The 23,785-nt window shown below is 64.8% G+C and carries 20 protein-coding genes and 1 pseudogene; 7 read left to right on the top strand and 14 right to left on the bottom strand.

Annotated elements, in window-relative coordinates:
* Positions 1-150: 150 nt before the first annotated feature.
* The 8 genes from BRAD3257_RS00345 to ubiE form a co-directional block, all read right to left on the bottom strand.
* The gene (locus BRAD3257_RS00345) at positions 151-873 is read right to left on the bottom strand and encodes a nucleotidyltransferase family protein (RefSeq protein ID WP_122400159.1); all 723 of its coding nucleotides are present in this window, start codon (positions 871-873) and stop codon (positions 151-153) included.
* A gap of 119 nt (positions 874-992) precedes the next feature.
* Positions 993-1,310, bottom strand: coding sequence for a PilZ domain-containing protein (locus BRAD3257_RS00340; protein ID WP_122400158.1), 318 nt, complete (start codon positions 1,308-1,310; stop codon positions 993-995).
* A gap of 87 nt (positions 1,311-1,397) precedes the next feature.
* On the bottom strand, positions 1,398-2,930 hold the full coding sequence (gene tsaE, locus BRAD3257_RS00335; protein ID WP_122400157.1) for a tRNA (adenosine(37)-N6)-threonylcarbamoyltransferase complex ATPase subunit type 1 TsaE: 1,533 nt from the start codon (positions 2,928-2,930) through the stop codon (positions 1,398-1,400).
* Positions 2,927-5,431 carry a sensor histidine kinase gene (locus BRAD3257_RS00330; RefSeq protein ID WP_122400156.1) on the bottom strand — a complete coding sequence of 835 codons (2,505 nt, stop codon included), beginning with the start codon at positions 5,429-5,431 and terminating at the stop codon, positions 2,927-2,929. The genes tsaE and BRAD3257_RS00330 overlap by 4 nt, the downstream gene beginning before the upstream one ends.
* 275 nt (positions 5,432-5,706) lie before the next feature.
* Positions 5,707-6,165, bottom strand: coding sequence for a dUTP diphosphatase (dut, locus tag BRAD3257_RS00325; protein WP_122400155.1), 459 nt, complete (start codon positions 6,163-6,165; stop codon positions 5,707-5,709).
* Positions 6,162-7,613 (bottom strand): bifunctional phosphopantothenoylcysteine decarboxylase/phosphopantothenate--cysteine ligase CoaBC, encoded by a 1,452-nt coding sequence (gene coaBC / locus BRAD3257_RS00320; protein WP_122400154.1) that lies wholly within the window; start codon positions 7,611-7,613, stop codon positions 6,162-6,164. The genes dut and coaBC overlap by 4 nt, the downstream gene beginning before the upstream one ends.
* 56 nt (positions 7,614-7,669) lie before the next feature.
* A complete protein-coding gene (ubiB, locus tag BRAD3257_RS00315; protein WP_122400153.1) occupies positions 7,670-9,244 on the bottom strand; it encodes a 2-polyprenylphenol 6-hydroxylase in 1,575 nt (524 codons plus the stop codon).
* On the bottom strand, positions 9,241-10,002 hold the full coding sequence (gene ubiE, locus BRAD3257_RS00310; protein ID WP_122400152.1) for a bifunctional demethylmenaquinone methyltransferase/2-methoxy-6-polyprenyl-1,4-benzoquinol methylase UbiE: 762 nt from the start codon (positions 10,000-10,002) through the stop codon (positions 9,241-9,243). The genes ubiB and ubiE overlap by 4 nt, the downstream gene beginning before the upstream one ends.
* Positions 10,003-10,083: 81 nt before the next feature.
* Here ubiE and mutM point away from each other — a divergent pair, with 81 nt between their 5' ends.
* Positions 10,084-10,965 carry a bifunctional DNA-formamidopyrimidine glycosylase/DNA-(apurinic or apyrimidinic site) lyase gene (gene mutM, locus BRAD3257_RS00305; protein ID WP_122400151.1) on the top strand — a complete coding sequence of 294 codons (882 nt, stop codon included), beginning with the start codon at positions 10,084-10,086 and terminating at the stop codon, positions 10,963-10,965.
* Positions 10,966-11,469: 504 nt separating this feature from the next.
* Here mutM and BRAD3257_RS00295 read toward each other — a convergent pair.
* Entirely contained in the window at positions 11,470-12,831 is a 1,362-nt protein-coding gene (locus tag BRAD3257_RS00295) for a serine protease (RefSeq protein ID WP_162500043.1), read from the bottom strand.
* A gap of 123 nt (positions 12,832-12,954) precedes the next feature.
* On the opposite strand from BRAD3257_RS00295, the gene BRAD3257_RS00290 reads away from it, so the two are divergent.
* Positions 12,955-13,758, top strand: coding sequence for a HesA/MoeB/ThiF family protein (locus BRAD3257_RS00290; protein ID WP_122400150.1), 804 nt, complete (start codon positions 12,955-12,957; stop codon positions 13,756-13,758).
* Positions 13,759-14,158: 400 nt separating this feature from the next.
* Here the strand turns inward: BRAD3257_RS00290 and BRAD3257_RS00285 are convergent, their stop codons facing one another.
* Complete coding sequence (locus BRAD3257_RS00285) at positions 14,159-15,160, bottom strand: 2-hydroxyacid dehydrogenase (RefSeq protein WP_122400149.1); 1,002 nt, start codon at positions 15,158-15,160, stop codon at positions 14,159-14,161.
* A gap of 324 nt (positions 15,161-15,484) precedes the next feature.
* Between BRAD3257_RS00285 and BRAD3257_RS00280 the strand changes: the two genes are divergently transcribed.
* Entirely contained in the window at positions 15,485-16,015 is a 531-nt protein-coding gene (locus BRAD3257_RS00280) for an SH3 domain-containing protein (RefSeq protein WP_122400148.1), read from the top strand.
* A 112-nt stretch (positions 16,016-16,127) separates the two neighbouring features.
* Here the strand turns inward: BRAD3257_RS00280 and irrA are convergent, their stop codons facing one another.
* Positions 16,128-16,619 (bottom strand): iron response transcriptional regulator IrrA, encoded by a 492-nt coding sequence (gene irrA, locus BRAD3257_RS00275; RefSeq protein WP_122400147.1) that lies wholly within the window; start codon positions 16,617-16,619, stop codon positions 16,128-16,130.
* A gap of 353 nt (positions 16,620-16,972) precedes the next feature.
* Between irrA and fabA the strand changes: the two genes are divergently transcribed.
* The 3 genes from fabA (at position 16,973) to fabI (ending at position 19,695) form a co-directional block, all read left to right on the top strand.
* Complete coding sequence (gene fabA / locus BRAD3257_RS00270) at positions 16,973-17,494, top strand: 3-hydroxyacyl-[acyl-carrier-protein] dehydratase FabA (protein WP_122400146.1); 522 nt, start codon at positions 16,973-16,975, stop codon at positions 17,492-17,494.
* 39 nt (positions 17,495-17,533) lie between these two features.
* On the top strand, positions 17,534-18,757 hold the full coding sequence (fabB, locus tag BRAD3257_RS00265) for a beta-ketoacyl-ACP synthase I (protein WP_122400145.1): 1,224 nt from the start codon (positions 17,534-17,536) through the stop codon (positions 18,755-18,757).
* 137 nt (positions 18,758-18,894) lie between these two features.
* Positions 18,895-19,695, top strand: a complete 801-nt coding sequence (gene fabI, locus BRAD3257_RS00260; RefSeq protein WP_122400144.1) for an enoyl-ACP reductase FabI — start codon at positions 18,895-18,897, stop codon at positions 19,693-19,695.
* 113 nt (positions 19,696-19,808) lie between these two features.
* On the opposite strand, the pseudogene BRAD3257_RS00255 reads toward fabI, so the two are convergent.
* From BRAD3257_RS00255 to BRAD3257_RS00245, 3 genes and pseudogenes are all read right to left on the bottom strand, one after another.
* Positions 19,809-20,084: pseudogene (locus BRAD3257_RS00255) on the bottom strand (glutathione S-transferase N-terminal domain-containing protein); the annotation flags it as partial.
* Positions 20,081-20,545 (bottom strand): GNAT family N-acetyltransferase, encoded by a 465-nt coding sequence (locus BRAD3257_RS00250; RefSeq protein ID WP_122400143.1) that lies wholly within the window; start codon positions 20,543-20,545, stop codon positions 20,081-20,083. The gene BRAD3257_RS00250 and the pseudogene BRAD3257_RS00255, both read right to left, overlap by 4 nt.
* Before the next feature lie 7 nt (positions 20,546-20,552).
* Complete coding sequence (locus tag BRAD3257_RS00245) at positions 20,553-21,479, bottom strand: hydrogen peroxide-inducible genes activator (RefSeq protein WP_122406298.1); 927 nt, start codon at positions 21,477-21,479, stop codon at positions 20,553-20,555.
* A 114-nt stretch (positions 21,480-21,593) separates the two neighbouring features.
* Here BRAD3257_RS00245 and katG point away from each other — a divergent pair, with 114 nt between their 5' ends.
* Positions 21,594-23,759, top strand: coding sequence for a catalase/peroxidase HPI (katG, locus tag BRAD3257_RS00240; protein ID WP_162500042.1), 2,166 nt, complete (start codon positions 21,594-21,596; stop codon positions 23,757-23,759).
* The last annotated feature ends 26 nt before the right edge of the window (positions 23,760-23,785 follow it).

The raw sequence follows: 23,785 nt of genomic DNA, 5'->3' as shown, positions 1-23,785 counted from the left end.
GCTCTCGTGGCCCGGACGCAGCGCAGCACGTAGTGATGCGCTGTTGAGCCGGGGCCCAGATTACTTCGTTCCGCAAGTGAGGATGGACTGGGTCCCGGCTCTGCGGAGGGGCACCTTGTGCCGCACCGCGCCCGGGACACGAGAGCGGACCTACGCCACGCTCTCCAGGAACGCCTCTTCCGCCGCATGCACGGCATCGGGTGTGCCGACATGCATCCAGACGCCGTCGAGGCGAAGGCCGAACAGCCGCTCCTGCTCGTTGGCGCGGTCGAACATTTTGGTCAGCGAGAACTCGCCCTTGGGGGCATCGGCGAAGATCGACGGCGACATGATCGCCGCGCCGGCATAGACGAACGGAACGACCTCTTTTTCCTTGCGCTTGCGCAGGGCGCCGTCGGGCAGCATGCCGTAATCGCCGCGGCCGCTATAGCCAATGCTGGTCGCGGTCGGCGCCATCAGCAGCAGGATATCCATGCGCGCCGGGTCGAAATTTTCAGCCAGCCGCGTCAGATTGGAGCGCACGCCATCGATCCACAGCGTGTCGGAATTGACGTGGAAGAACGGCGCGTCGCCGAGCAGCGGCAGCGCCTTGACCACGCCGCCGCCGGTGCCGAGCACCTGGTCGCGCTCGTCGGAGATGATCACGCGCGGAGATTGACGTGATGCGGTGTGGTTGATGATCTGGTCCGGCAGATAGTGCACGTTGACCACTGCTTCGGTCACGCCGGCCTGACCGACCTTGTCGAGCACGTGGTCGAGCAGCGGCTGGCCCGCCACCGGCACCATCGGCTTCGGCATCTTGTCCGTCAGCGGACGCATGCGCAGGCCGAAGCCCGCAGCGAGCACCATGGCTTTGGTCGGTTTGACGGACATCCTTCGCTTTCTCAGACCTCTCGCGTTCGCAGCAAATCCTAGCACGAGGTTCGATCAGCCGCACCGCATCTGAACCGCCTTAACCACTCGCCGTGACGGTTGTACGACGGGTGTTGCCGTTACGCCCCAACGGTCGCGGAACGGACCTTTTTCTTTTTGTCGCCGAGCTTGAGGAAATTGACGCCGATCTGGTCGCCATTGACCCAGGCGAGTTCGCAGCGCCGGTACGCCAAGCCGGTGGACGACAGCAGGAGAAAGAATTCCTTCAGGTGCAGGCCCTCGACCGAACCGTCGATGGTCAGCTTGGCGCCGGTCTCGGAGACGTCCTCCATGGTGCACTCGCGCCGCCAGGTGCCGTCGATTCCCATCATCTGGGCCGGAATCCCGCGTTCGAAAACAACCCGGTTGTTGACGCGCTGATCCGCTTTCGCCGCCATCTGCCTCGCTCCAGCCCCGTATTTATCCGGCTGTCTCTCCGCCAGAATAGCGGAGTTTTGGCTAACAGGCGGTAAATCGAGCCCGGATCAGGCTTGTGGCGGGCGTTGGGGCGGCGGCACGTTGGCGAGATACCAGTCGCGCAAAGCGCCGAGCGCGGGATGTGCCAGCGAGCGCTGGAGATAGGTCCAAATCCGCGGCTGATGGCGCAGATAATGCGGCTTGCCGTCGCGGCGGTTGAGCCGGGCGAAGGTGCCGAGCAGGCGCGTATTCCGCTGCGCCGACATGATTGCATAGAGCTCGGCGAAGCCGGCGGCGTCGAAGCTGGTGTCCTGCGCGCGCCGCGATTTGATGTAGCGCGACAGCAGCGTCAGCTCGAGCGTCTCCGGCACGTCGATGCGGGCATCCTGCAGCAGCGACACCACGTCGTAGGATTGCGGACCGAGCACGGTGTCCTGGAAATCGATCACGCCGACACGTTCGATACCGCTGCGATTGCCGAGCCAGATCAGGTTCGGCGAGTGATAGTCGCGGATGATCCACGTCCGCGGCGCCGCCAGCGGCTTCTTCAGCAGCTCGCGCCACATCGCGAAAAACTCGGTGCGCGCTGCTTCGCTCAGCGGCGCGTTGCGGTCAGGCAGATACCATTCCGGCATCAATCCGATCTCGGTCAGCAGCGCCTCGATGTCGAAAAGGGGGATCTCGTAGGTCTGCCCGTCCAGCGGCAGCGTCTCCGGCAAGGCTCTGCCGTGCAGCATCGCCAGCACATCGGTGGCGGCCTCGTAGCGCTCGGCGATCGGGCGCGGCGGATCGCCTTCGATCACGCCTTCGCCGCCGAAGTCTTCGGTGATCAGGAAGCCGTGGTCCAGATCGGAATGATGGATCGCGGGCGCGGAGATTCCCTGCGCGCGCAGGCCTTCGTCGATCGCGACGAACGGCCTTACATTTTCGGCGAGGTGCACGGCGGCACTGTAAGATTTTCCATTGTAGAGGGCCGCGCCGTCGGGCCGCTGCGGAAAATTCATGAGGATGACGATCTCGTCGTCGCGCAGCAGCCGGGCATAGGAACGCGTCGAGGCGTCGCCATTCATACGCCGTCGCGTCGCGTCGATATAGCCGGATGCGTCGAGGAATTCGCGCAGCGCCTTCAGCCGCGCGACCTGCGCGGCGCACTTGCCATGACCGGTGATGTCGGCGGCGCGCGCATTCGAGCCCAGTGCCGGCCGGTGCGTCAGCGCGATGTCGATCCGATCCGCGGGCATGGCCGACGGCGCACGCTCCGGCCATTCGATCAGAACCAGCGTGGCGTCCGGCAGCGGCGACAGCCCGATCTCCTCTAGCTCGCTCTCGTCCTCGACGCGGTAGAGGTCGGCATGCAGCACCGGGAAGGGCGGCAGCTCGTAGCCCTGCACCAGGGTGAAGGTCGGGCTCGGCACTTCCAGCGCCTCGTCGCCAGCGAGGTAGCGGATCAGCGCGCGTGCGGCAGCCGTCTTGCCGGCGCCGAGATCGCCGGTGAGGGTGATGACATCGCCGGGTCCGACCAGCAGCGCGAGATCGGCCATCAGCTGGGCAGTGGCCGTCTCGTTGTGAAGCGCGACGGAGAATGTGGTGGGCGCTGTCATTCTGCGGCGTCGCGGTGCGCCGCCTGGTCGGTCGGGAAGTCGCAGATCACGACCGTGCCCCGGCCGACGATCGAATCCACCCGCACCTTGCCGCCATGCAGCTCGACGAAGGAGCGCACCAGCGACAGGCCGAGCCCGGCGCCGCGGTGACGCGAGCCCTGCGAGCGGCTTTCGAACCAGTTGAACACCTTGTCCTTCATGTCGGCAGGTATTCCAGGTCCGGAATCTGTCACAGTGAAGACCACGCTGCGTTCGGTGCGCCGGGCGCTGATTCCGACGGTGGAATCCTGTGGAGAAAACCCGACGGCGTTGGCGAGGAGGTTATAGAGCACCTGCACCACGCGCTTCTCGTCGCCGATGAAGCTGCCGACATCGGGCGCGATCTCGACCTTGAGGCGGATGCGGTCGGTGGCGAGCCGGTCCTGGATGCCCTCGGCGGCGAGCTCGATGGCCTTGCTGACATCGACTTGCCCGAGTTCCAGCTTCATCGCGCCGGCGTCGATGGTGGCGAGATCCAGGATGTTATTGGTGAGCGCGAGCAGTGCGTTGGTCGACTTTGTGACGTAGTCGAGATACTCGGCCTGTTTCGGCGTCAGCGGCCCGGTCGAGGGATCGCTGAGGAAATGCGCGAAGCCGATGATGGTGGTGAGCGGCGAGCGCAGCTCGTAGGAGACGTGGTGGACGAAATCCACCTTCATCTGGTCGGCGGCTTCCAGCGCCTCGTTACGCTCGCGCAGCGCGCGCTCGACATTCTCGGTATCGGTAATGTCCTGGAACGTCAGCATGGTGGCGCCGTCGGGCAGCGGCCGGATCATGCCATCGAGCACGCTGCCGTCCTTGCGCTCCAGCTTCAGCGGCACATCGGCGCGGTTCTCGATCGAGGTGATGGCCTCGCGGATCTGGCGCCAGACCGCGGGGTCGTCGAACAGCTGATGGCACCAGCCTTCCACCGTCTGGATATGCGGTTCGTCGCGCATGGCGTCGCTCGACAGCTTCCACATCCGGACGAAGGCCGGATTGAATAGCTGCGCCTTGCCGTTGCTGCCGAACACCGCGACGCCCTCGGCGAGGCTGTCCAGCGTCTCGCGCTGGACCCGGATCAGGCCGTCGAAGCGGCGGGCGAGGTCGAGGCTCTCGGTGACGTCGTCGAACAGATAGGTGACGCCACCTTCCGGGTTCGGCGTGGTGACGACCGAGAGCGCGCGGCCGTCAGGCAGGAACCAGGTGTCCTTGGCGGTTTCGACCGCGCGATAGGCTTCGTGCAGCTTGGCTTTCCAGGCGCGGAAGTCCGGCTGCTCCGGCAATTTGCGCGCGGCGCGGAGCTGGTCGAGTATGCTGGAATCGTCGGGATTGGCGTCGAGGAAGTTGCGGTCGAGGTCCCACAGCCGCCGGTAGGAATCGTTGTAGAAGGCAAGGCGCCGGTGGCCGTCGAACACGGCGACGCCGGAGGAGAGCTGGTCCAGCGTGCGGCGATGCGCCTCCGCCATGCGCACCAGCGCCGCGCTCAGCGCATCCGCCTCGCTGGCATCGATGGCGACGCCGACGCTGCCGCTGCCGACATTGACGGCCCGCACGTCGTAGATGCGCCGCTCGCCGCCGATCACGATCGGCAGCCGCGACGTGAAATTGGCCGTGTCCTTCAGCCCCCGCTCCATCGCACTGCGGTCGGCGCTGTCGAGCAGCTCGAGCTTGCGCTCCTGGGCATCGGTGACGCTGGTCGCCTCGGTGGCCCGGACATAGGCCGGATTGGCGTAGGTCAGCGCGCCGTTCGCGCCCTTGGCCCAGATCGGCCAGGGTGCGGCGGCGGCAAAGCCGCGCAGCATCTCGGTCTCGTAGCAGAGCGCGTTGTAACGCAGATTGGTTTCGGCCAGTTCACGCCGCAGTCCGGAAAGTTCACGAATCCGGACAATGGCCTGGCCGCCGATGGCACGACCGATAGCCTCCAGCGTGTGGCCGTGCGCCGTTGTCAGCGTCAGCTGGAACCCGTCGCCGCGGTCGCGCAGCGCATCGACCGCATGGTCCATCTGCAGCGCGGGTTCCGGCGGCAGCCAGGTTCCGAACGCCAGCACGCGCTGCGGCGAGGCGTCGCGCGGCAGCACCATCGAGATGTCGCCGGAAATCTGGGCGCGATTGTCGCCGGCGGGCCAGGAGATCAGGATCTGCGGCTCGGCGAACAGCAGCGCGCCGAAGCGGTCGGCCTGGAGTTGCAGTTCACCGATCCGGGTGCGCAGCTGCGCCTCGTTGTTCGCCGTGCGCACCCGCGTGCGCATCAGCAGGATCGCGGCGACCACGGAGAAACCGAGCAAAGCCAGCGCGGTGGCGAGCACCGCGAGTTCCTGCCGGTTGAAATCCAGCATGATGGAGAGGGTGTCGACGAGATCGGCGGCCTTGGCCGGCGCAGCCGGCAGCAGCGCTGCGAAAGCGCCTCCTATCAAGCCGTTGCGCGCCAGCGATGTGCACGACAGCAGCGTCCGACGCATCGACACGATCACGCCTGACATAGTTGCCCCAAGACCGCACGAATCTACGCGCGGCGACCCCCGTCGCGCGCGAATCAAGAGACAATACCCTCACCGCGACTCCACCGGTAAGAGTCCAGATCGTGAACGCAAAGCGGCCCCACAAAAATGCCGGGGGCACGCGGTTCTGGAGTCACGTAATTCTTCGGGTGATTCGGCAGGAGCTGTCGTATGTTAGCGGCAATGAAGATTTGGGCGAGATCGCCACGCGAGCGGGGGCGTTCCCTCCCCCGCTTGTAAACGAGAGAGGTAAGACGCTAACGGCCGGTGGAACCAAAGCCGCCGGCGCCGCGATCGGTCACCGACAAGGTGGCCACCGGAACCAGGGCGGCCTGCACCACGGGCGCGATCACCATCTGGGCGATGCGTTCGCCGCGCTTGATCACGAAGGGCGCCGCGCCGTGATTGATGAGGATCACCTTGATCTCGCCGCGGTAGTCGGCGTCGATGGTTCCCGGCGAGTTCAACACGGTGACGCCGTGCTTGGCCGCCAGCCCGGAGCGCGGCCGCACCTGCGCCTCGTAGCCGGGCGGCAGGGCGATCGCCAGGCCCGTCGGCACCAGCGCATATTGGCTAGGTGCGAGCGTCAACGGCTCGCTGTCCGGAACGGCTGCCATCAGGTCGAGGCCGGCGGCCTCGCTGGTCTGATAGGCCGGCAGCGCCAGGCCGTCAGCATGGGCGAGGCGTTGCAGTTCGACGGTGACCTTCGTGCTCAAGATGCCGGCTCCCGGGATTTATCGGTCACGCTTCTGGCGATGTGCGCGACCAGTTCGATGGCGACCTGTTCCTTGGTCATCACCGGCCAGGAATCAACTGCAATCTCGCCATCCTTCGCGCCGTTCTTGCGGCTGAGGAGGTGGACCGTGTTGCGGTCGCCGCCCATCACGCCGGTGGCGGGCGAGACGTCGTTGGCGACGATCCAGTCGCAGCCCTTGCGTGCGAATTTTGCCTTGGCGTTCTCGATGAGATGCTCGGTCTCGGCGGCAAAGCCGATCACCAGCGGCGGGCGCTTGTCGGTCAGCTTCGAGATCGTGGCGAGAATGTCGGGGTTCTCGACCAGTTGAAGCTGTGGCATGCCGGCCGCGGTCTTCTTCAGCTTCTGCTCGCCCTCATTGGCGACGCGCCAGTCGGCGACCGCAGCGGCGAAGATCGCGACGTCGGCGGGCAGCGCGGCCTGCACCTGCTCCAGCATTTGTCGCGCGGATTCCACATGCTTGACGGTGACACCAGCGGGATCGTCGAGATCGACCGGGCCGCTCACCAGAATCACGTCAGCGCCCGCGGCCTGTGCGGCGGCGGCAATGGCAAAGCCCTGCTTGCCGGAGGAACGATTGGCGATGTAGCGCACCGGATCGATCGGCTCGTGCGTGGGGCCTGCGGTGATCAGCACGCGCTTGCCGGCGAGCGGCTTCGGCATGGGCGGTCGCAGCAGCCGTTCGGCGGCGTTGGCGATCTCGATGGCTTCCGACATACGACCGACACCGGCTTCGCCGGCTTCGGCCATCTCACCCGAGTTCGGGCCGATCAGCACCACGCCGTCGCGCTGGAGCTGCGCGACGTTGCGCCGCGTCGCCGCATTGCTCCACATCAGCGGATTCATCGCCGGCGCCAGCAGGATTTTTCGATTGGTGGCGAGCAGGACGGCGCTGGCGAGATCGTCGGCATGGCCGTTCGCCATCTTCGCCAACAGGTCGGCCGTCGCCGGCGCCACCACGATCAGGTCGCAGTCGCGCGCCAGGCGAATGTGGCCGGCGTCGAACTCGCTCTGCGGGTCGAACAGGTCGGTATAGACGCGCTCATGGGAGAGTGCGCTCACCGCCAGCGGCGTCACGAATTGCTGTGCCGCCTTGGTCAGCACGCAGCGGACCTCGATGCGGCGCTCCTTGAGTCTTCTGATCAGGTCGAGCGACTTATAGGCCGCGATCCCGCCGCCGATGATCAGGGTGACGCTGGCCTCAGGGAGGGCACCGGTGCGCTGGGGCGTCGGGGCGGTGGATGGAGCGGGCGGCGCCGAAAACGGCGTCAGCGGCTCCTCGCGGCCCTCGATCAGCTCCCTCAGGATGACCCGGACCTCTTCCTCGACCGACCTGCGGTTCCTGGCCGAGCGCAGCCGCAAATAGGTTTTGACGGCGTCGTCGAGCTTGCGGATGGTCAGGCTTGCCATGACGCTCTCCAGCACGAAATGATAGCGATGCTATCATTCACGTGATTGCAGTGCAATCAAAGATTCCGGACGGCAACCAGGATCCCGATAAAGGTCGCGGCGATGATCCAGAGCGCCACGGTGCGCCAGCGGTTCTTGCGGCCCTCGCTGCGCCCCATGGCCGCGATGCTCTCCGGCGACAGGCCTATGCCCTCCCGCGTCATGGTCTCGAGCTGCTCGAGGACCTTCACCGATCGCTCCGCGATCTCCGGCAGGCGCATCAGCACGCGCGCGATGTCGCCGGTTCCGGCAAGTGCGCCCTGTACCCGGCCTAGGGGTCCGAGATTGCGCTCGATCCATTCGCGCACCACGGGGTCGGCGATCTTCCAGATGTCGAGCTTGGGATCGAAGCCGCGCGCCACGCCCTCGACCACCACCATGGTCTTCTGCAGCAGGATCAGCTCGGGCCGCGTCCTCATGTCGAACAGGCCGGTGACCTCGAGCAGCAGGGTCAGCAGCCGCGCCATCGAGATCTCCTCGGCGGTACGGTTGTGAATGGGCTCGCCGATGGCACGGATGGCTTGGGCGAAATTCTCGACCGAATGGTGCGCGGGCACATAGCCCGCCTCGAAATGCACCTCGGCGACGCGGCGGTAGTCGCGGGTGATGAAGCCGAGCAGGATCTCGGCCAGGAAGCGCCGCTCCTTCATGCCGAGCCGGCCCATGATGCCGAAATCGACCGCGACGAGACGGCCGGTATCATCCAGGAACAGATTGCCCGGATGCATGTCGGCGTGGAAGAAGCCGTCGCGCAGTGCATGGCGCAGAAAACTCTGGATCACCTTGCGGCCGAGATCTGGCAAATCGACCTGGGCCTCTGCGAGGCCCTTGTGATCGTTCAGCGCGATGCCGTCGATCCACTCCATGGTCAGCACGTTGTGCGTGGTGCGATCCCAGTCGACGGCCGGCACGCGGAAATCAGGATCGCCCTGCGTGTTCTCGGCCATCTCGGATAGCGCCGCTGCTTCCAGTCGCAGGTCCATCTCCATCGCGACCGAGCGCGACATGGTGTTGATGACTTCGATCAGACGCAGGCGCCGCGCCTCGGCCGAATAGGCTTCGGCCTTGTGCGCGACGAAGAAGAAGTCGGAGAGATCGCGGCGGAAACGTGCGGCGACATTGGGCCGGAGCACCTTGATCGCGACCGGCTTGCGGATGCCGTCGCGCAACACCTCGCCGCGATGCACCTGCGCGATCGAGGCGGCCGCGACCGGCGGGCCGAAGCTCGCGAATACGTCGCTCAGCGGTCGTTCCAGTGACGTCGTGATCGCCGCTTCGGCTTCGGCTTGCGAGAACGGCGGCAGGCGATCCTGGAGACTTTCGAGATCGCGCGCCATGACGACGCCGACCACGTCGGGGCGCGTCGCCAGGAATTGCCCGAGCTTGAGATAGGCCGGGCCCATTCGCGTCAGCGCGCGAGAGATCCGCGGACCGTGCTTGGCGCTGCGCCGTTCGACGAGGCGCGCGAGCTTCAGCGCAAGCTGGCCCGGTGGCGGCACCAGGCTCGGATCGACCGAGCCGAACACGCCCTCGCGCGCAAAGACGAACGCGGCGCGGATCAGGCGCGCAATGTGGGTGATGGCAGAGATCACAAACGCCAGCCCGAATGCAGTGCGACGATGCCGCCGGAGAGTGTCTGCCAGCTGACGCGGGAAAAGCCGGCCTCGCGGATCATGTCGGCGAAGACGGCAGGCTTGGAAAACTTGCGGATCGATTCGACGAGGTATTGGTAGGACTCGGCGTCGCCCGTGACCATGCGGCCGAGCGGCGGGATCACCTTGAACGAGAACAAGTCATAGAGCTTGTCGAGCCCCGGCATCTCGACGGTGGAGAATTCCAGGCACAGGAAGCGGCTGCCGGGCCTGAGCACGCGATAGGCCTCGCGCAGTGCAAGGTCGATTCGCGGCACGTTGCGAATGCCGAAAGCGATCGTATAGGCATCGAAGCTGCGGTCGGCGAAGCCAAGCGATTCGGCATTGCCTTCGACGAAATCGACCTGGGTCTCGAGATGCTGCTTGGCGGCGCGTTCGCGGCCCACAGCCAGCATATCGGTGTTGATGTCGCAGACCGTGGCATGGAAGCCGGGACCGGCCGCCCTGGCGGCGCGGAAGGAGATGTCGCCGGTGCCACCGGCGACATCGAGCAGCGCGAACGGCCGGTCGCCCCTCGGCGGGTCGAGCGCGGTGATCATGATGTCCTTCCAGACCCGGTGCAGACCTCCGGACATCAGGTCATTCATCAAATCATAACGCGACGCCACGCTGTGAAACACGTCGTTCACCAGCGTCTGCTTGTCCCCGAGGGGAACGTCCCTGAAGCCAAAATGCGTGGTTTCGCCCGGCCGATCCATTACTCTACTCCGCATGGCGGACCATAGCGCGGCCGCCGCAATGGCGCTATCACACCGCCCTCATAAGGTGAATGCCCGACGATGCCCGAATTGCCCGAAGTCGAGACCGTCCGCCGCGGCCTTCAGCCCGTCATGGAGGGTGCAAAAATCCTCAATGCGGAGGCCCGCCGGCCGGATTTGCGCTTTCCGTTCCAGCCGGACTTCGTGGCCCGGCTCAAGGGGCAGGTTGTCACGGGCCTCGGCCGCCGTGCAAAATATCTCATGGCCGATCTCGCCTCGGGCGACGTGCTGCTGATGCATCTCGGCATGTCGGGTTCGTTCCGTGTCATCAAGCCGGACAACGACGTGCAGCCTGGCGCGTTTCACCATCCGAAGGCCAAGGATTCCGCGCACGATCATGTGCTGTTTCGGATGTCCTCGGGCGCCGACATCGTGTTCAACGATCCGCGCCGTTTCGGTTACATGAAAGTGATTGCGCGCAACGCGCTCGAGGAAGAACCGCTGCTGCGCGGGCTCGGACCCGAGCCGCTCGGCAACGAATTCGATGCCGCGATGCTGGCGCGCTCCTGCGAAGGCAAGACCACGAGCCTGAAGGCCGCGCTGCTCGACCAGCGCGTGGTGGCGGGACTCGGCAACATCTATGTCTGCGAGGCGCTGCACCGCTCGCATCTGTCGCCGCGCCGGATCGCCGCGACGCTATCGACCAAGAAGGGCGAGCCGACCGATCATGCCAAGCGATTGGTCGGCGCGATCCACACCGTGCTGAACGATGCGATCAGGGCTGGCGGCTCCAGCTTGCGCGATCACCGCCAGACCTCGGGCGAACTCGGTTATTTCCAGCACTCGTTCAAGGTCTACGACCGCGAAGGCGAGACATGCACCACGCCGCGCTGTGGCGGCACGATCAAGCGGTTCACGCAGAATGGTCGGTCGACCTTCTGGTGTCCGAAATGTCAGAAGTGACCATCAGGCTTGTTGCCGAGAGGCCGTGAGGCTTGGTGAGGGCGACGACAGCACCGCGCCCGCCAATGACGAGTGGATGGAACGTCTGGAACCGCGAAGCGAAGCAATCCGGCCGGCTGCCAGTGTCGTGGTCTCGTCCGCCGCAAGCTCGGCGGCGACGTTCAGCATGTCATGCGCGGGCGACATCACCTGATCGATCAGGGCATCGTTCGGAGCTTCGAGCTCGAGCCGGGTCTCGATCCAGTGCCCTCGGCGAGGGTGTTGGCGGCGTCATCGATGCGCTGGCCGCGGATCGGGGTCCGTACCATTACCGGACCCGTAGTCGCACGTGGGATGGATGCGCAACCGTGCCCCGGACGAAGCGCAGCACATAGCGATGCGCTGCAGAGCCGGGGCCCGGAAAGCCCCAAGTGCGACTGTTGGTGACATGGGTCCCGGCTCAGCGGCGCGGCGTTTCACGCCGCACCGCGTCCGGGACACGATAGCGCGTAGTTGTTGGCGAGCCTACTTCCGCACGCAGATCACGCGCACGACAGCGGCTTTCGCATCCATCGATGAGCCATTCGCAGTGATGCCATTCGCCTTCAGGAAATCGCGCACCGTCTCCGCGGAGACCATCACCGCCTGCGAGGCCGGCACCGACGTTGCAGGTCCTGCAACCATTGCCGGCTTCAGCAGCGCAATGCCGGCGAACTTGCCGTCGGCATCGATGGCCGGGCTGCCGGAAAAACCCGCCGACGGTGGAGGCGACAGCGCGGAGTCGCTCGCTGTCACAGGCGCCAGCGCCGCCTTCACGCTCGACACGCGGGCCGCACCGCCCTGACCCTGTGGGTCTGTGATGCCGATCACGTCGACATTCGTCTTCGCCGCGCCGCTCGCGATGCTGAGCGGCCTCAGGCCGCGCGCGCCGTAGATGTGCAGCAGCGCGAGATCGTGCTCCTTGTCCTCAGCGAGGCGGTCGGCGCTGCCATGACCGCCGATCGTGATCGCGAGGCAGCCATCGGTGACGAGGCGGTCCGTGACGATCGCGCCGTCGTCGCTGACGACGATGCCGGTGCCGTATTCGACAGTCTTGCGCGGCGGCGGTCCGGCCATCGGGCTGGACGGAAACGGGTTGAACGCGCTCGACATCGCGATCACAACCGGCTCGACCGTGTTCTCCATCGCCTGGTCGTAGAGGACGGTCATGATGCGGACCTCATCGCCTTTGAAGGTGCCGCGCACGTAGAATTTCTTGAGGCCCTGAAGCCCGGACAGCACGAAGAAGTCAGGCTTCACCACGGTGTAATCGACCTTGCGGCCGGCGGGCTCCTTCTTCTCGGCCTCCGCGATCTTCGCGGTGGTCGGGTTCACCTCCTTGCGGCGGCTGAGCAGCACCTGCACGGTTCCGGTCGGCGAGGTCCATTTCGAGCCGTTGGCGTCGCTCGCCTGCTGCGGCACAAGCTTACCGGGGATGCCGAGCCGCGCACCGCTGGTCGGCTCCATCACGATCTTCCAGCCGACACTGTCTTGTTTCCGCCTTGCGGTCTCGGCGAGCGCCGCGCGCTCCTGCGGATTGAGCACGCCGGTCGGCTTGCCGCCCTTGGCCTTCTGGTATTCCTTGATGGCGTTGACCATGCGCTCGCTGACGTCGCCGGTGATGGCCCCGTTATATTGGCCGACCCAGGCGAGATCGGATTGCAGCGACAGGCGCTCGGCCTGTGCCATGGCATCGGCTGTTTCCGATGCCGTCTGAACGGTTGGCGGGCGAATCGGAACGGTCTGGACCGTTTTCGGCTTGGTGCTGGGGACCTGTGGCGGCGTCATCTGGGCGTTCGCAGCCGTGGCCGCCGCAAACATCAGTGTTGCCGCAAGCATCGATCTCATGACAAATCCAGCCAGCCCATTGAACGCAATGCCATTGAAGCACATCTCGTTGGTCGCGAACAATGTTGGGCTGGTTCAGGTGTTGATCCTCATCACCATGAGGGTTGAGAGGAACGAAGAACGATGCTGAGCCCCGACGAACTCGAACGCTATGCCCGCCATATCGTGCTGCGCGATGTCGGCGGTCCCGGCCAGGCTGCGCTGAAACGAGCCTCCGTGCTGGTGATCGGTGCCGGCGGGCTCGGTGCGCCCGCTCTGATGTATCTGGCTGCTGCCGGCGTCGGCACACTCGGCGTGGTCGATGACGATGTGGTGTCGCTGTCCAATCTGCAGCGCCAGGTGATCCACGCCACGCCCGATATCGGCCGGCACAAGGTCGAGAGCGCCGCCGAGCGGATCGCGGCGCTCAATCCGCATGTCCGCTTTGTCGGTCACGCCACCTGGCTCAACGCCGACAATGCGCTCAGCCTGATCGGCGATTACGACCTCGTGCTCGACGGCTCCGACAATTTCTCGACGCGTTACCTCGTTTCCGATGCCTGCTTCTTCGCGAAGCGGCCGCTGATCACGGCGGCGCTCGGCACCTTCGACGGCTCGCTCACCACCATCCGCGCGCATGAGAGGAACGAGCAGGGCGAGTTCAATCCGACCTACCGCTGCCTGTTTCCGGAAGCGCCGCCGCCTGGGACCGTTCCGGCCTGTGCCGAAGCCGGTGTCATGGGCGCATTGGCGGGCGTGCTCGGCTCGATGATGGCGCTGGAGGCGATCCGGGAGATCGTCGGCTTCGGCGACGGCCTCGTCGGCCGCCTCCTGATGATCGACGCGCGCGCGATGCGCTTCGAGACGTTGCGCTACGCCCGCGATCCCGCCAATCCGCTCAACGGCGATGGGCCCGTGATCGAGGATCTGAGCATCCATCGCGACTAGGACAGCGGCCCAAAATTCGGGCGGCACCGAGAGCACTATGCGAACAGTAGAACTCGACGCAAGTAATTGGAAAACAGCTCAGGATCTTCGATCAGGTCTCAAGGCAGCAATAGAGGCACCGGAGTGGCATGGCGACATGGTGGCTGCCTTTGGATTCCATCTTCGGGGGCGGAATGAACGCACTCAAGCCCCCTTACATCATCAACATCGAAAATACGTCTAGCCTGGCGCCAGACGTTATGGAGCTGATCCGAGATCTTTCGTCACGCATGGAGGAGACGCGAATACGTCGACCTGCACGTACAGGTGAGGACGTGGCGGCTAGTCTTGAAATCGCGAGCTAGGTTCAATTTGCCCGGGGGCAGATCGGGTACACCATCCGTCCGCCGGAGCACAGACACTACAGCATGCTCGGCAGCACGCGATCCGGTGGCTTGTGGGCGTCGAGGAAGGTGCGGATGTTGATGATCACCTTCTCGCCCATCTCGACGCGGCCCTCGATCGTGGCCGAGCCCATATGCGGCAGCAGCGTCACCTTGCCCGCCTTGGCGAGCCGCACCAGTTTCGGGTTCACCGCCGGCTCGTGCTCGTAGACGTCGAGGCCGGCGCCGCCGATCTCGCCGCCCTCGATCAGCTTGATCAGCGTGTCCTCGTCGGTGACCTCGCCGCGCGCGGTGTTGACGATATAGGCGTCCTTGCGGATCAGCTTCAGCCGTCGCGCCGAAAGCAGGTGATAGGTCGCCGGCGTGTGCGGACAGTTCACCGAGATGATGTCCATCCGCGCCAGCATCTGGTCGAGGCTTTCCCAATAGGTCGCGCCCAGCTCTTCGGCGATGACGGGCGCGACGGGACGGCGGTTGTGATAGTGGATCTGCAGGCCGAAGGCGCGGGCGCGGCGCGCCACCGCCTGGCCGATGCGGCCCATGCCGATGATGCCGAGACGCTTGCCCCCGATGCGATGGCCGAGCATCCAGGTCGGCGACCAGCCCGCCCAGAGCTTTCCTTCGGTCAGGATCGAGGCGCCTTCGATCATTCGCCTGGGCACCGCGAGGATCAGCGCCATGGTCATGTCGGCGGTATCTTCGGTCAGGACCTTCGGCGTATTGGTGACGGTGATGCCGCGGGCATGGGCGGCTGCGACGTCGATATTGTCGACGCCGTTGCCGAAATTGGCGATCAGGCGGAGCTTGCAGTCGGGCTGGTTCACGACATCGGCGCTGATGTGATCGGTCACGGTCGGAACCAGCACGTCGGCGGTGCGCGCGGCTTCCGCGATCTGATCGGCCGACATCGGCGTGTCATCGAGATTGATCCGCGCATCGAACAGCTCGCGCATTCGCGTTTCGATCGAATCCGGCAGCTTGCGCGTCACCACGACGAGGGGCTTTTTCTTCACCGACATGTCCTGCTCTCATGAGGCACAGCAAGCCGCCTCTGTCGCCAAAGGCCGGTCGTTGAGGCCTCATTAACCCGGTTGTTCGACACTGCCCTTGCCGTGTCCGTCCCCGGCGTTTCCTCCAAGCTCTCCCGACATTTCCGGCCGGAAAATCGGGGCAAACTGGTTGTTCAAGTGCTCGTCCTCTCTAGCAGAAGGCCGGGCCAAGACAAGAACCACGGGCCGAGGGTTGGAACCCGCGTGGGGCGGGAAGCAGGGGCAGACGCGGCAGGGTTTTGGAATTTGCAGTGAGGATCCGGCTTGGCCGGGTCTTCGACAGGAGACGGGTTGATGGCGTTGGGGCGTTTTTGTTCGGTGATGGCGCTCGTTTGCACCTGGTTGAGCGCCTCGGTCGGCCCCTCGCATTCGGCGAAGGATAATACTCCGCAGACCGCCAGCGGGTTGCCGGTACCGCGCTATGTCAGCCTCAAATCGGACCACGTGAACGTCCGCGCCGGCCCGACCAAGGACAATGACGTCGCCTGGGTCTACACCCGCGCCGGCCTGCCGGTCGAAATCACCGCCGAATTCGAGAACTGGCGCCGGGTGCGTGATTCCGAAGGCGCCGAGGGCTGGGTCTATCACTCGCTGCTGTCGGGCCGCCGCACCGCTGTCGTCACCATGAAGCACAAGGACGACCTCGCCCCGATCTATGACCGGCCCGATCCCGACAGCGCGGTTGCGGCAAGGCTCCAGGCTGGCGTCGTCACGCAGGTGAAGAAGTGCGCCGCAAGCTGGTGCCGCGTCATCGGCAACGGCTTTGACGGCTGGATCCAGCAGGAGCGCCTCTGGGGCGTCTACGCGGACGAGCAGGTGAATTGACGCCGACAGGCGTCATCCCGGAGCGATGCGTAGCATCGAATCCGGGATGACGGGAAAAAGGAAATGGCCGGGACAAGCCCGGCCATGACGATCTCAGCAGTTTAAGACGATCTCAGCGCTTCTTGCGCAGGCGCACGACCATGTCGATGCGGGAGATCTCATAGCCCTCGGGCACCTCCGGCATCTTCGACAGCGCCAGATGCGGATCCTCGATGTCGACCAGCTCGTGGCTGTTCTCGAGATAGTAGTGATGATGGGTGGTGACGTTGGTATCGAAATAGGTCTTGGTGCCGTCGACGCTGACCTGGCGGAGCAGGCCGGCATCGGTGAGCTGATTCAGCGTGTTGTAGACGGTCGCCAGCGATACCGGGACCTTGGCCAGCGTCGCTTCCTCGTAAAGCATTTCGGCCGTGAGGTGACGCGCGCCCTTGCCGAACAGGAGCCAGCCGAGCGCCATGCGCTGGCGCGTCGGACGCAGCCCCGCGGACTGGAGCATTTCGTTAACGTCGTGCCAGGGACAGCCGGTCAAGGCCGGCTGGCGGCCGGACAGGAGGGCCGCGGCATGGGCGTCATCGTCGTGATGGGGCGCGGTATTCTCGCTCATTTCCAGATTTCGGGCACGCGTGAACAATATCTCCCAGTAATATAAGAACAGAAAGATGCAGATGCAAGTTTCTCGCAACTAGAGAGGTTCTAATCAGGCTTGGAACCGGCCTGGGGAGCGCGTCATTTTACCTTCATCGATGCGCTTTGCCACCCGAAATAGCCTGTGTTAGAGAGCGCGCGGTTCCGCTTAGCCGATTTTGGCGCAGCCGTGCATGAAAGCTTGGGCGCAGTCCATTCGGGGCTTGCGCGAGTCGCGGCCGGCGGTGGCAATTGGCGTTGCTCTCCGATCGAGACGGGGCCCATTTCGCCAGAAAAACGCCGCTCAACCGGGATTTGAACAGAGGCTCGTGAATGCTGAACAGGCGCAACGGTTACGAATACGAAGATCTGCTGGCCTGTGCCCGCGGCGAGATGTTCGGCCCGGGCAATGCCCAGCTGCCGCTGCCGCCGATGCTGATGTTCGACCGCATCACGGAAATCAACGACAATGGCGGTGAGTTCGGCAAGGGTCTCGTGCGCGCCGAGCTCGACGTGAAGCCCGACCTCTGGTTCTTCGGCTGCCACTTTAAGAACGATCCAGTGATGCCGGGTTGCCTCGGCCTGGATGCGCTGTGGCAAATGGTCGGCTTTTACCTCGGCTGGATCGGCGGCGAAGGCCGGGGCCGGGCGCTCGGTCTGAGCGAACTGAAGTTCGGCGGCCAGGTGCTGACTGACGCCCGCAAGGTTGTGTACAACGTCGATATCAAACGCGTGATGCGCTCAAAGCTCGTGCTCGGGATTGCCGACGGGTGGCTTTCGGTCGATGACCAGATTATTTATCGCGCCAAGGATCTGAAGGTCGGCCTGTTCAAGCAGGGCACGAGCCTGGGCTGAGCGCATTATCCAAGAAGACAACGACGAGGCGAGGCTGACATGAGGCGGGTTGTGGTCACCGGAATGGGCATCGTTTCGTCCATCGGAAACAACACCCAGGAAGTGCTTGCGAGCCTTCACGAGGCGAAATCGGGCATTTCGCGGGCTGAGAAATATGCCGAGCTCGGCTTCCGTTCGCAGGTGCAAGGTGAGCCCACGCTCGATCCCTCGACGGTGGTCGATCGCCGCGCGATGCGTTTCCTCGGCCAGGGCGCGGCGTGGAATCACATCGCGATGGAGCAGGCGATCCAGGATTCCGGCCTGTCGCCCGATGAAGTCTCCAACATCCGCACCGGCATCATCATGGGTTCCGGCGGTCCCTCGGCGCGCACCATCGTCGAAGCCGCCGACATCACCCGCTCCAAGGGACCGAAGCGGGTCGGCCCGTTTGCGGTGCCGAAGGCGATGTCCTCCACGGCTTCCGCGACGCTTGCGACCTGGTTCAAGATCAAGGGCGTGAACTATTCGATCTCCTCGGCCTGCGCGACGTCGAACCATTGCGTCGGCAATGCCTATGAGACGATCCAGATCGGCAAGCAGGACGTCATCTTCGCCGGCGGCTGCGAGGAGCTGGACTGGTCGCTGTCGGTGCTTTTCGACGCCATGGGCGCGATGTCCTCGAAGTACAACGATACGCCGGCCACGGCCTCACGTCCCTACGACCTCAATCGCGATGGTTTCGTCATTGCCGGCGGCGCCGGCGTGCTGGTGCTGGAAGAGCTCGAGCATGCCAAGGCGCGTGGCGCACGCATCTATGGCGAGGTCGTCGGCTACGGTGCGACCTCCGACGGCTACGATATGGTCGCGCCATCGGGTGAAGGCGCCGAGCGCTGCATGCGCATGGCGATGTCGACGGTGAAGACAAAGGTCGATTACATCAATCCGCACGCGACCTCGACACCGGCCGGCGATCCGCCGGAGATCGAGGCCATCCGCAAGGTCTTTGGCGTTGGCGAGAAGTGCCCGCCGATCTCCGCGACCAAGGCGCTGACCGGCCACTCGCTGGGCGCCACCGGCGTGCAGGAAGCGATCTATTCGCTGCTGATGATGAACAACGGCTTCATCTGCGAGAGCGCGCACATCCAGGAGCTCGATCCCGTGTTCGCCGACATGCCGATCGTGCGCAAGCGCATCGACAACGCCAAGATCGGCACCGTGCTGTCGAACTCGTTCGGCTTCGGCGGCACCAACGCCACGCTGGTGTTCAGCCGGCTGGATACGTGACGACGTTGTCGACGCGTTCGTGATTTCTCGTCATGGCCGGGCTTGTCCCGGCCATCCACGTCTTAGGTTCTGGCTGCAAAGGGCGTGGATGCCCGGGACAAGCCCGGCCATGACGCAGAGCGGAGAGTAGTTTCGCAATGGAAGGATTGATGAAAGGCAAGCGCGGTCTGGTCATGGGCATCGCCAATGATCATTCGATCGCCTGGGGTATGGCGAAGACGCTGCATGCCCACGGCGCCGAGCTCGCTTTTACCTTCCAGGGCGAGGCCCTCGGCAAGCGCGTCAAGCCGCTGGCTGAATCGCTTGGCGTGGATCTGGTGCTGCCTTGCGACGTCGAGGACATTTCCAGCGTCGATGCCACCTTCGCTGCGTTACGCGAAAAATGGGGCAAGCTCGACTTCATCATCCATGCGATCGGCTTTGCCGACAAGAACGAGCTCAAGGGCCGCTACGCCGATACCAGCCGCGAGAATTTTTCGCGCACCATGGTGATCTCCTGCTTTTCGTTCACGGAAGTCGCAAAGCGCGCCGCCGAGCTGATGACCGAAGGCGGCAGCATGATCACGCTGACGTTCGGCGCCTCGGAACGCGCGATGCCGAACTACAACGTGATGGGCGTGGCCAAGGCGGCGCTGGAAGCCTCCGTGCGCTATCTCGCCGCCGATTTCGGCCCGCGCGGCATCCGCGTCAACGCGATCTCCGCAGGCCCCATCCGCACACTTGCCGGCTCCGGCATCGGCGAGGCGCGGGCGATGTTCGCCTTCATGCAGAAGCACGCGCCGCTCCGCCGCGGCGTCACGCTGGACGACCTCGGCGGCTCGGCGCTGTATCTGTTGTCGGATCTCTCCGGCGGCGTGACCGGCGAGATCCATTATGTGGATTCCGGCTACAACGTCATCCTGATGCCGAGGCCGGATGATCTGAAGGTGTCGGAATAGGATGCCTTCGTAGAGTGGGCAAAGCGAAGCGTGCCCACCTCTTCCTCACTGTCGTCGAGAGACGGTGGGCACGGCGCAAGAGCGCCTTTGCCCGCCTACCAATCTCCCATCTAGCGCGCGCGGCGCGGATCGGTCACAGCGGGCGCGAGCTTGGTCTCGGGATAGCGATCGGCAATGTAAGCGCAGATCGCCGCGGCTTCGCCGAGCGCAGCATCGCCGTCGGTCAGCGCCGGCACCTTTCCCATCGGGTTGATCTTGAGAAAGTCCGGCGCCTTCTGCGCGCCGGTCGAGATGTCGGTCAGCACGCGCTCATAGGGCAGGCCGCTCTCCTCCATCAGCCAGAGCGTCGTGAACGAGCGTGAGCGAGGCGACCAGTAGAGCTTGATCATGGGGCATTTCCTTCGTTCTTCCACCGGTAATACTTCATCACGAAACCGTTCGACGGTTCGGTCTCTTCCTTTTCGAACACGAAACCTTCGCGTTCGTACCAGCGCCAGGCCTTCTCGTTCTCGCGGACGCAGCGCAGGCAGATTTCGTCGGGCAGCTGCGTGCGCGTGAAGGCGAGCAGCTGCCGGCCGAGCGATTGGCCCTGATAGGCGGGCGCAACGAAGAGCATGTCGAGATCGAGCTTGGGCAGATGCAGCGCCAGCATGGCAGCGATGGTGCCGTTGTCGTCGGCGACGAACAGGCTCCAGCCGTTCTCGATCTCGCGCCTGATGCGCGCACGCAAATTGGCGAGGAGGAAGTCGCTCGTTTCGGCAAGCCCAGTCGAGACCCAGCTCTCCATCCAGACACGGCCGATCTCATCATACTCCTCTGGGCAGGCGGGGCGGATGATCGGATGCGACATACGCCGCTCAAACCCGCTGGCTGCGCACGGATTGCCGCGCGCGCACCTTGCCGGCCGACAGGCACACCACCTCGGAAATCTGCAGCAGCTGCCGCGCCAGCGGGCTGGTCTTGCGCCAGACCATGCCGATGGTACGGGAGGGCTCGGGGTCGCGGAAGCGCGCCAGCGAGACCGAGGCCGATCGCGTCTCCACCGGCACCGCCATCTCCGGGATCAAGGTGACGCCGATACCGGCGCTGACCATCTGCACCAGCGTCGAGAGTGAATTCGCATCCAGCATCTCGCGCGGAGGTGCCGATTGCATGTTGCAGAACGAGAGCGCCTGGTCGCGGAAGCAGTGCCCCTCCTCGAGCAGCAGAAGCCGCATCTCGCGCATCATCTCGCGCGACGGCACCGGTGTGCCTTCATCCGCACCCGGCCGCACCAGCAGAAATTTCTCCTCGAACAGCGCGACCTCGGTGAGCGAGGGCTCCGACACTGGCAGTGCCACGATGGCGGTGTCGAGCCGGCCTTCCACCAGTTCCTGGATCAGCCGCGGCGTCATGGTCTCGCGCACGCGGATGTCGAGCTCCGGATGCATGCGCGTGAGATTCTTGGTGATCTTGGGCAGCAGGTAAGGGGCGATGGTCGGGATCATGCCGATGCGCAGGCGGCCGGCGAAGCGGTCCTGGGACGCCCGCGCGAAATCGCCGAGCTCGTCGACCGAGCGCAGGATGTCGCGGACCCGCTGAGCGAGCTCCTCGCCGAAACGGGTCAGCGCCACTTGCCGTGCGCTGCGCTCCAGCAGCAGGCCGCCGAGCGTCTCCTCCAGTTCCTTGATTTGCATCGACAGAGCCGGCTGCGAGATCGAGCAGGCCTCGGCCGCGCGGCCGAAATGGCCGTGACGGGCCAGCGCATCGAAATAGCGGAGCTGGCGCAGCGTCAGATTCATCATCAGAAAATCCTATCGCAGCGATCATTAAAGTCAACTTCACCTGATAGGACCTGGCGCTTAGAGTGGCTCTACCTGGTCAAATGGCGCCGTCGGACGCCACCAGAGGAGGTAATCATGGATGACACTTCGAAGTGCCCGTTTTCGGGCGGAAAACCCACGCGCGTGAACCGCGACTGGTGGCCAACCCAGCTCAGCATCGAGATGCTGCACAAGAATTCCGACCTGTCCGACCCGATGGGCAAGGAATTCGACTACGCCAAGGAATTCAAATCGCTCGACCTGAACGCGGTCATCAAGGACCTGACCGCTCTGATGACGGATTCGCAGGAATGGTGGCCCGCCGACTTCGGTCATTATGGCGGCCTCATGATCCGCATGGCCTGGCACAGCGCGGGCACCTACCGCATCACCGATGGTCGCGGCGGCGCCGGCGCCGGTCAGCAGCGCTTCGCGCCGCTCAACAGCTGGCCCGACAACGCCAACCTCGACAAGGCGCGCCGTTTGCTTTGGCCGATCAAGCAGAAATATGGCCGCAAGATCTCCTGGGCCGATCTGATGGTGCTGGCCGGCAACGTCGCGCTGGAATCGATGGGCTTCAAGACCTTTGGCTTTGCGGGCGGCCGCGCCGACGTCTGGGAGCCGGAAGAGCTCTATTGGGGCCCCGAAGGCACCTGGCTCGGCGATGAACGCTACAGCGGTGAGCGCCAGCTCGCCGAGCCGCTCGGCGCGGTGCAGATGGGCCTGATCTACGTCAATCCGGAAGGCCCGAACGGCAAGCCGGATCCGATCGCTGCGGCCAAGGATATCCGCGAGACCTTCTTCCGCATGGCGATGAACGACGAGGAAACCGTCGCGCTGATCGCCGGTGGCCACACCTTCGGCAAGACCCATGGCGCGGGCGATCCCTCGCTGGTCGGCCCGGAGCCGGAAGCGGGCGCGCTCGAGGATCAGGGCCTCGGCTGGAAGAGCAAGCACGCGTCGGGCATCGCCGGCGATGCCATCACCAGCGGCCTCGAGGTGACCTGGACGCAGACCCCGACGAAGTGGAGCAACAACTTCTTCGAGAACCTGTTCAAGTACGAATGGGAGCTGACCAAGAGCCCGGGCGGTGCGAACCAGTGGGTGGCCAAGGGCGCCGAGGCGATCATTCCCGACCCCTTCGACAAATCGAAGAAGCATCGGCCGACGATGCTGACGACGGACCTCTCGCTGCGCTTTGATCCAGCCTATGAGAAGATCTCGCGTCGTTTCCTCGAGAACCCGGATCAGTTCGCGGACGCCTTCGCCCGCGCCTGGTTCAAGCTGACCCACCGCGACATGGGACCGATCCAGCGCTATCTCGGCCCGCTGGTGCCGAAGGAGACGCTGATCTGGCAGGATCCGATTCCGGCCGTGAACCACGAGCTGGTCAGCGAGCAGGATATCGCCTCGCTGAAGACGAAGATCCTCGCTTCGGGACTCTCGGTGCCGGAGCTGGTCTCGACCGCCTGGGCGTCGGCCTCGACGTTCCGCGGCTCGGACAAGCGCGGCGGCGCCAATGGCGCGCGCATCCGGCTTGCCCCGCAGAAGGACTGGGAGGTGAATCAGCCGGCTCAGCTCTCGAAGGTGCTCGGCAAACTCGAAGCCATCCAGAAGGAGTTCAACGCATCGTCAGGTGCGAAGAAGGTCTCGCTCGCGGACCTGATCGTGCTCGGCGGCACCGCCGCGGTCGAGAAGGCCGCCAAGGATGCCGGCGTCGACGTGAAGGTCGGCTTCACGCCGGGCCGCATGGATGCCTCGCAGGAGCAGACGGATGCGGCCTCGTTCGCACCGCTGGAGCCGCGCGCCGATGGCTTCCGCAACTATGTCGGCAAGAAGCATCAGTTCCTGCAGCAGGAAGAAGCCCTCGTCGATCGCGCGCAGCTCTTGAGGCTCACCGGCCCCGAGATGACGGTGCTGGTCGGCGGCCTGCGTGTGCTCGGCGCCAACGCGAACGGTTCGAAGCACGGCGTGCTCACCGCGAAGGTGGGAACGCTGAGCAACGACTTCTTCGTCAACCTGCTCGACATGAGCACGCAGTGGACGCCCGTCGCCGACGGCAGCTACGAGGGACGCGACCGCAAGACCAATGCGGTGAAGTGGACCGGCACGCGCGTCGATCTGATCTTCGGCGCACACTCCCAGCTCCGCGCCTTCGCCGAGGTCTATGCGACCTCGGACTCCAAGGAGAAGTTCGTCAAGGACTTCGCCAAGGCCTGGACCAAGGTGATGAACCTCGACCGGTACGACATCGCGGCGTGAGGCCGATTCACCTCTCCCCGCTGGGG

It is taken from the genome of Bradyrhizobium vignae, assembly GCF_900324035.1.
GTDB lineage: Bacteria > Pseudomonadota > Alphaproteobacteria > Rhizobiales > Xanthobacteraceae > Bradyrhizobium > Bradyrhizobium vignae.
Note: the sequence above shows the minus strand (reverse complement) of the source record. Positions and strands in the feature narration are given on the sequence as shown.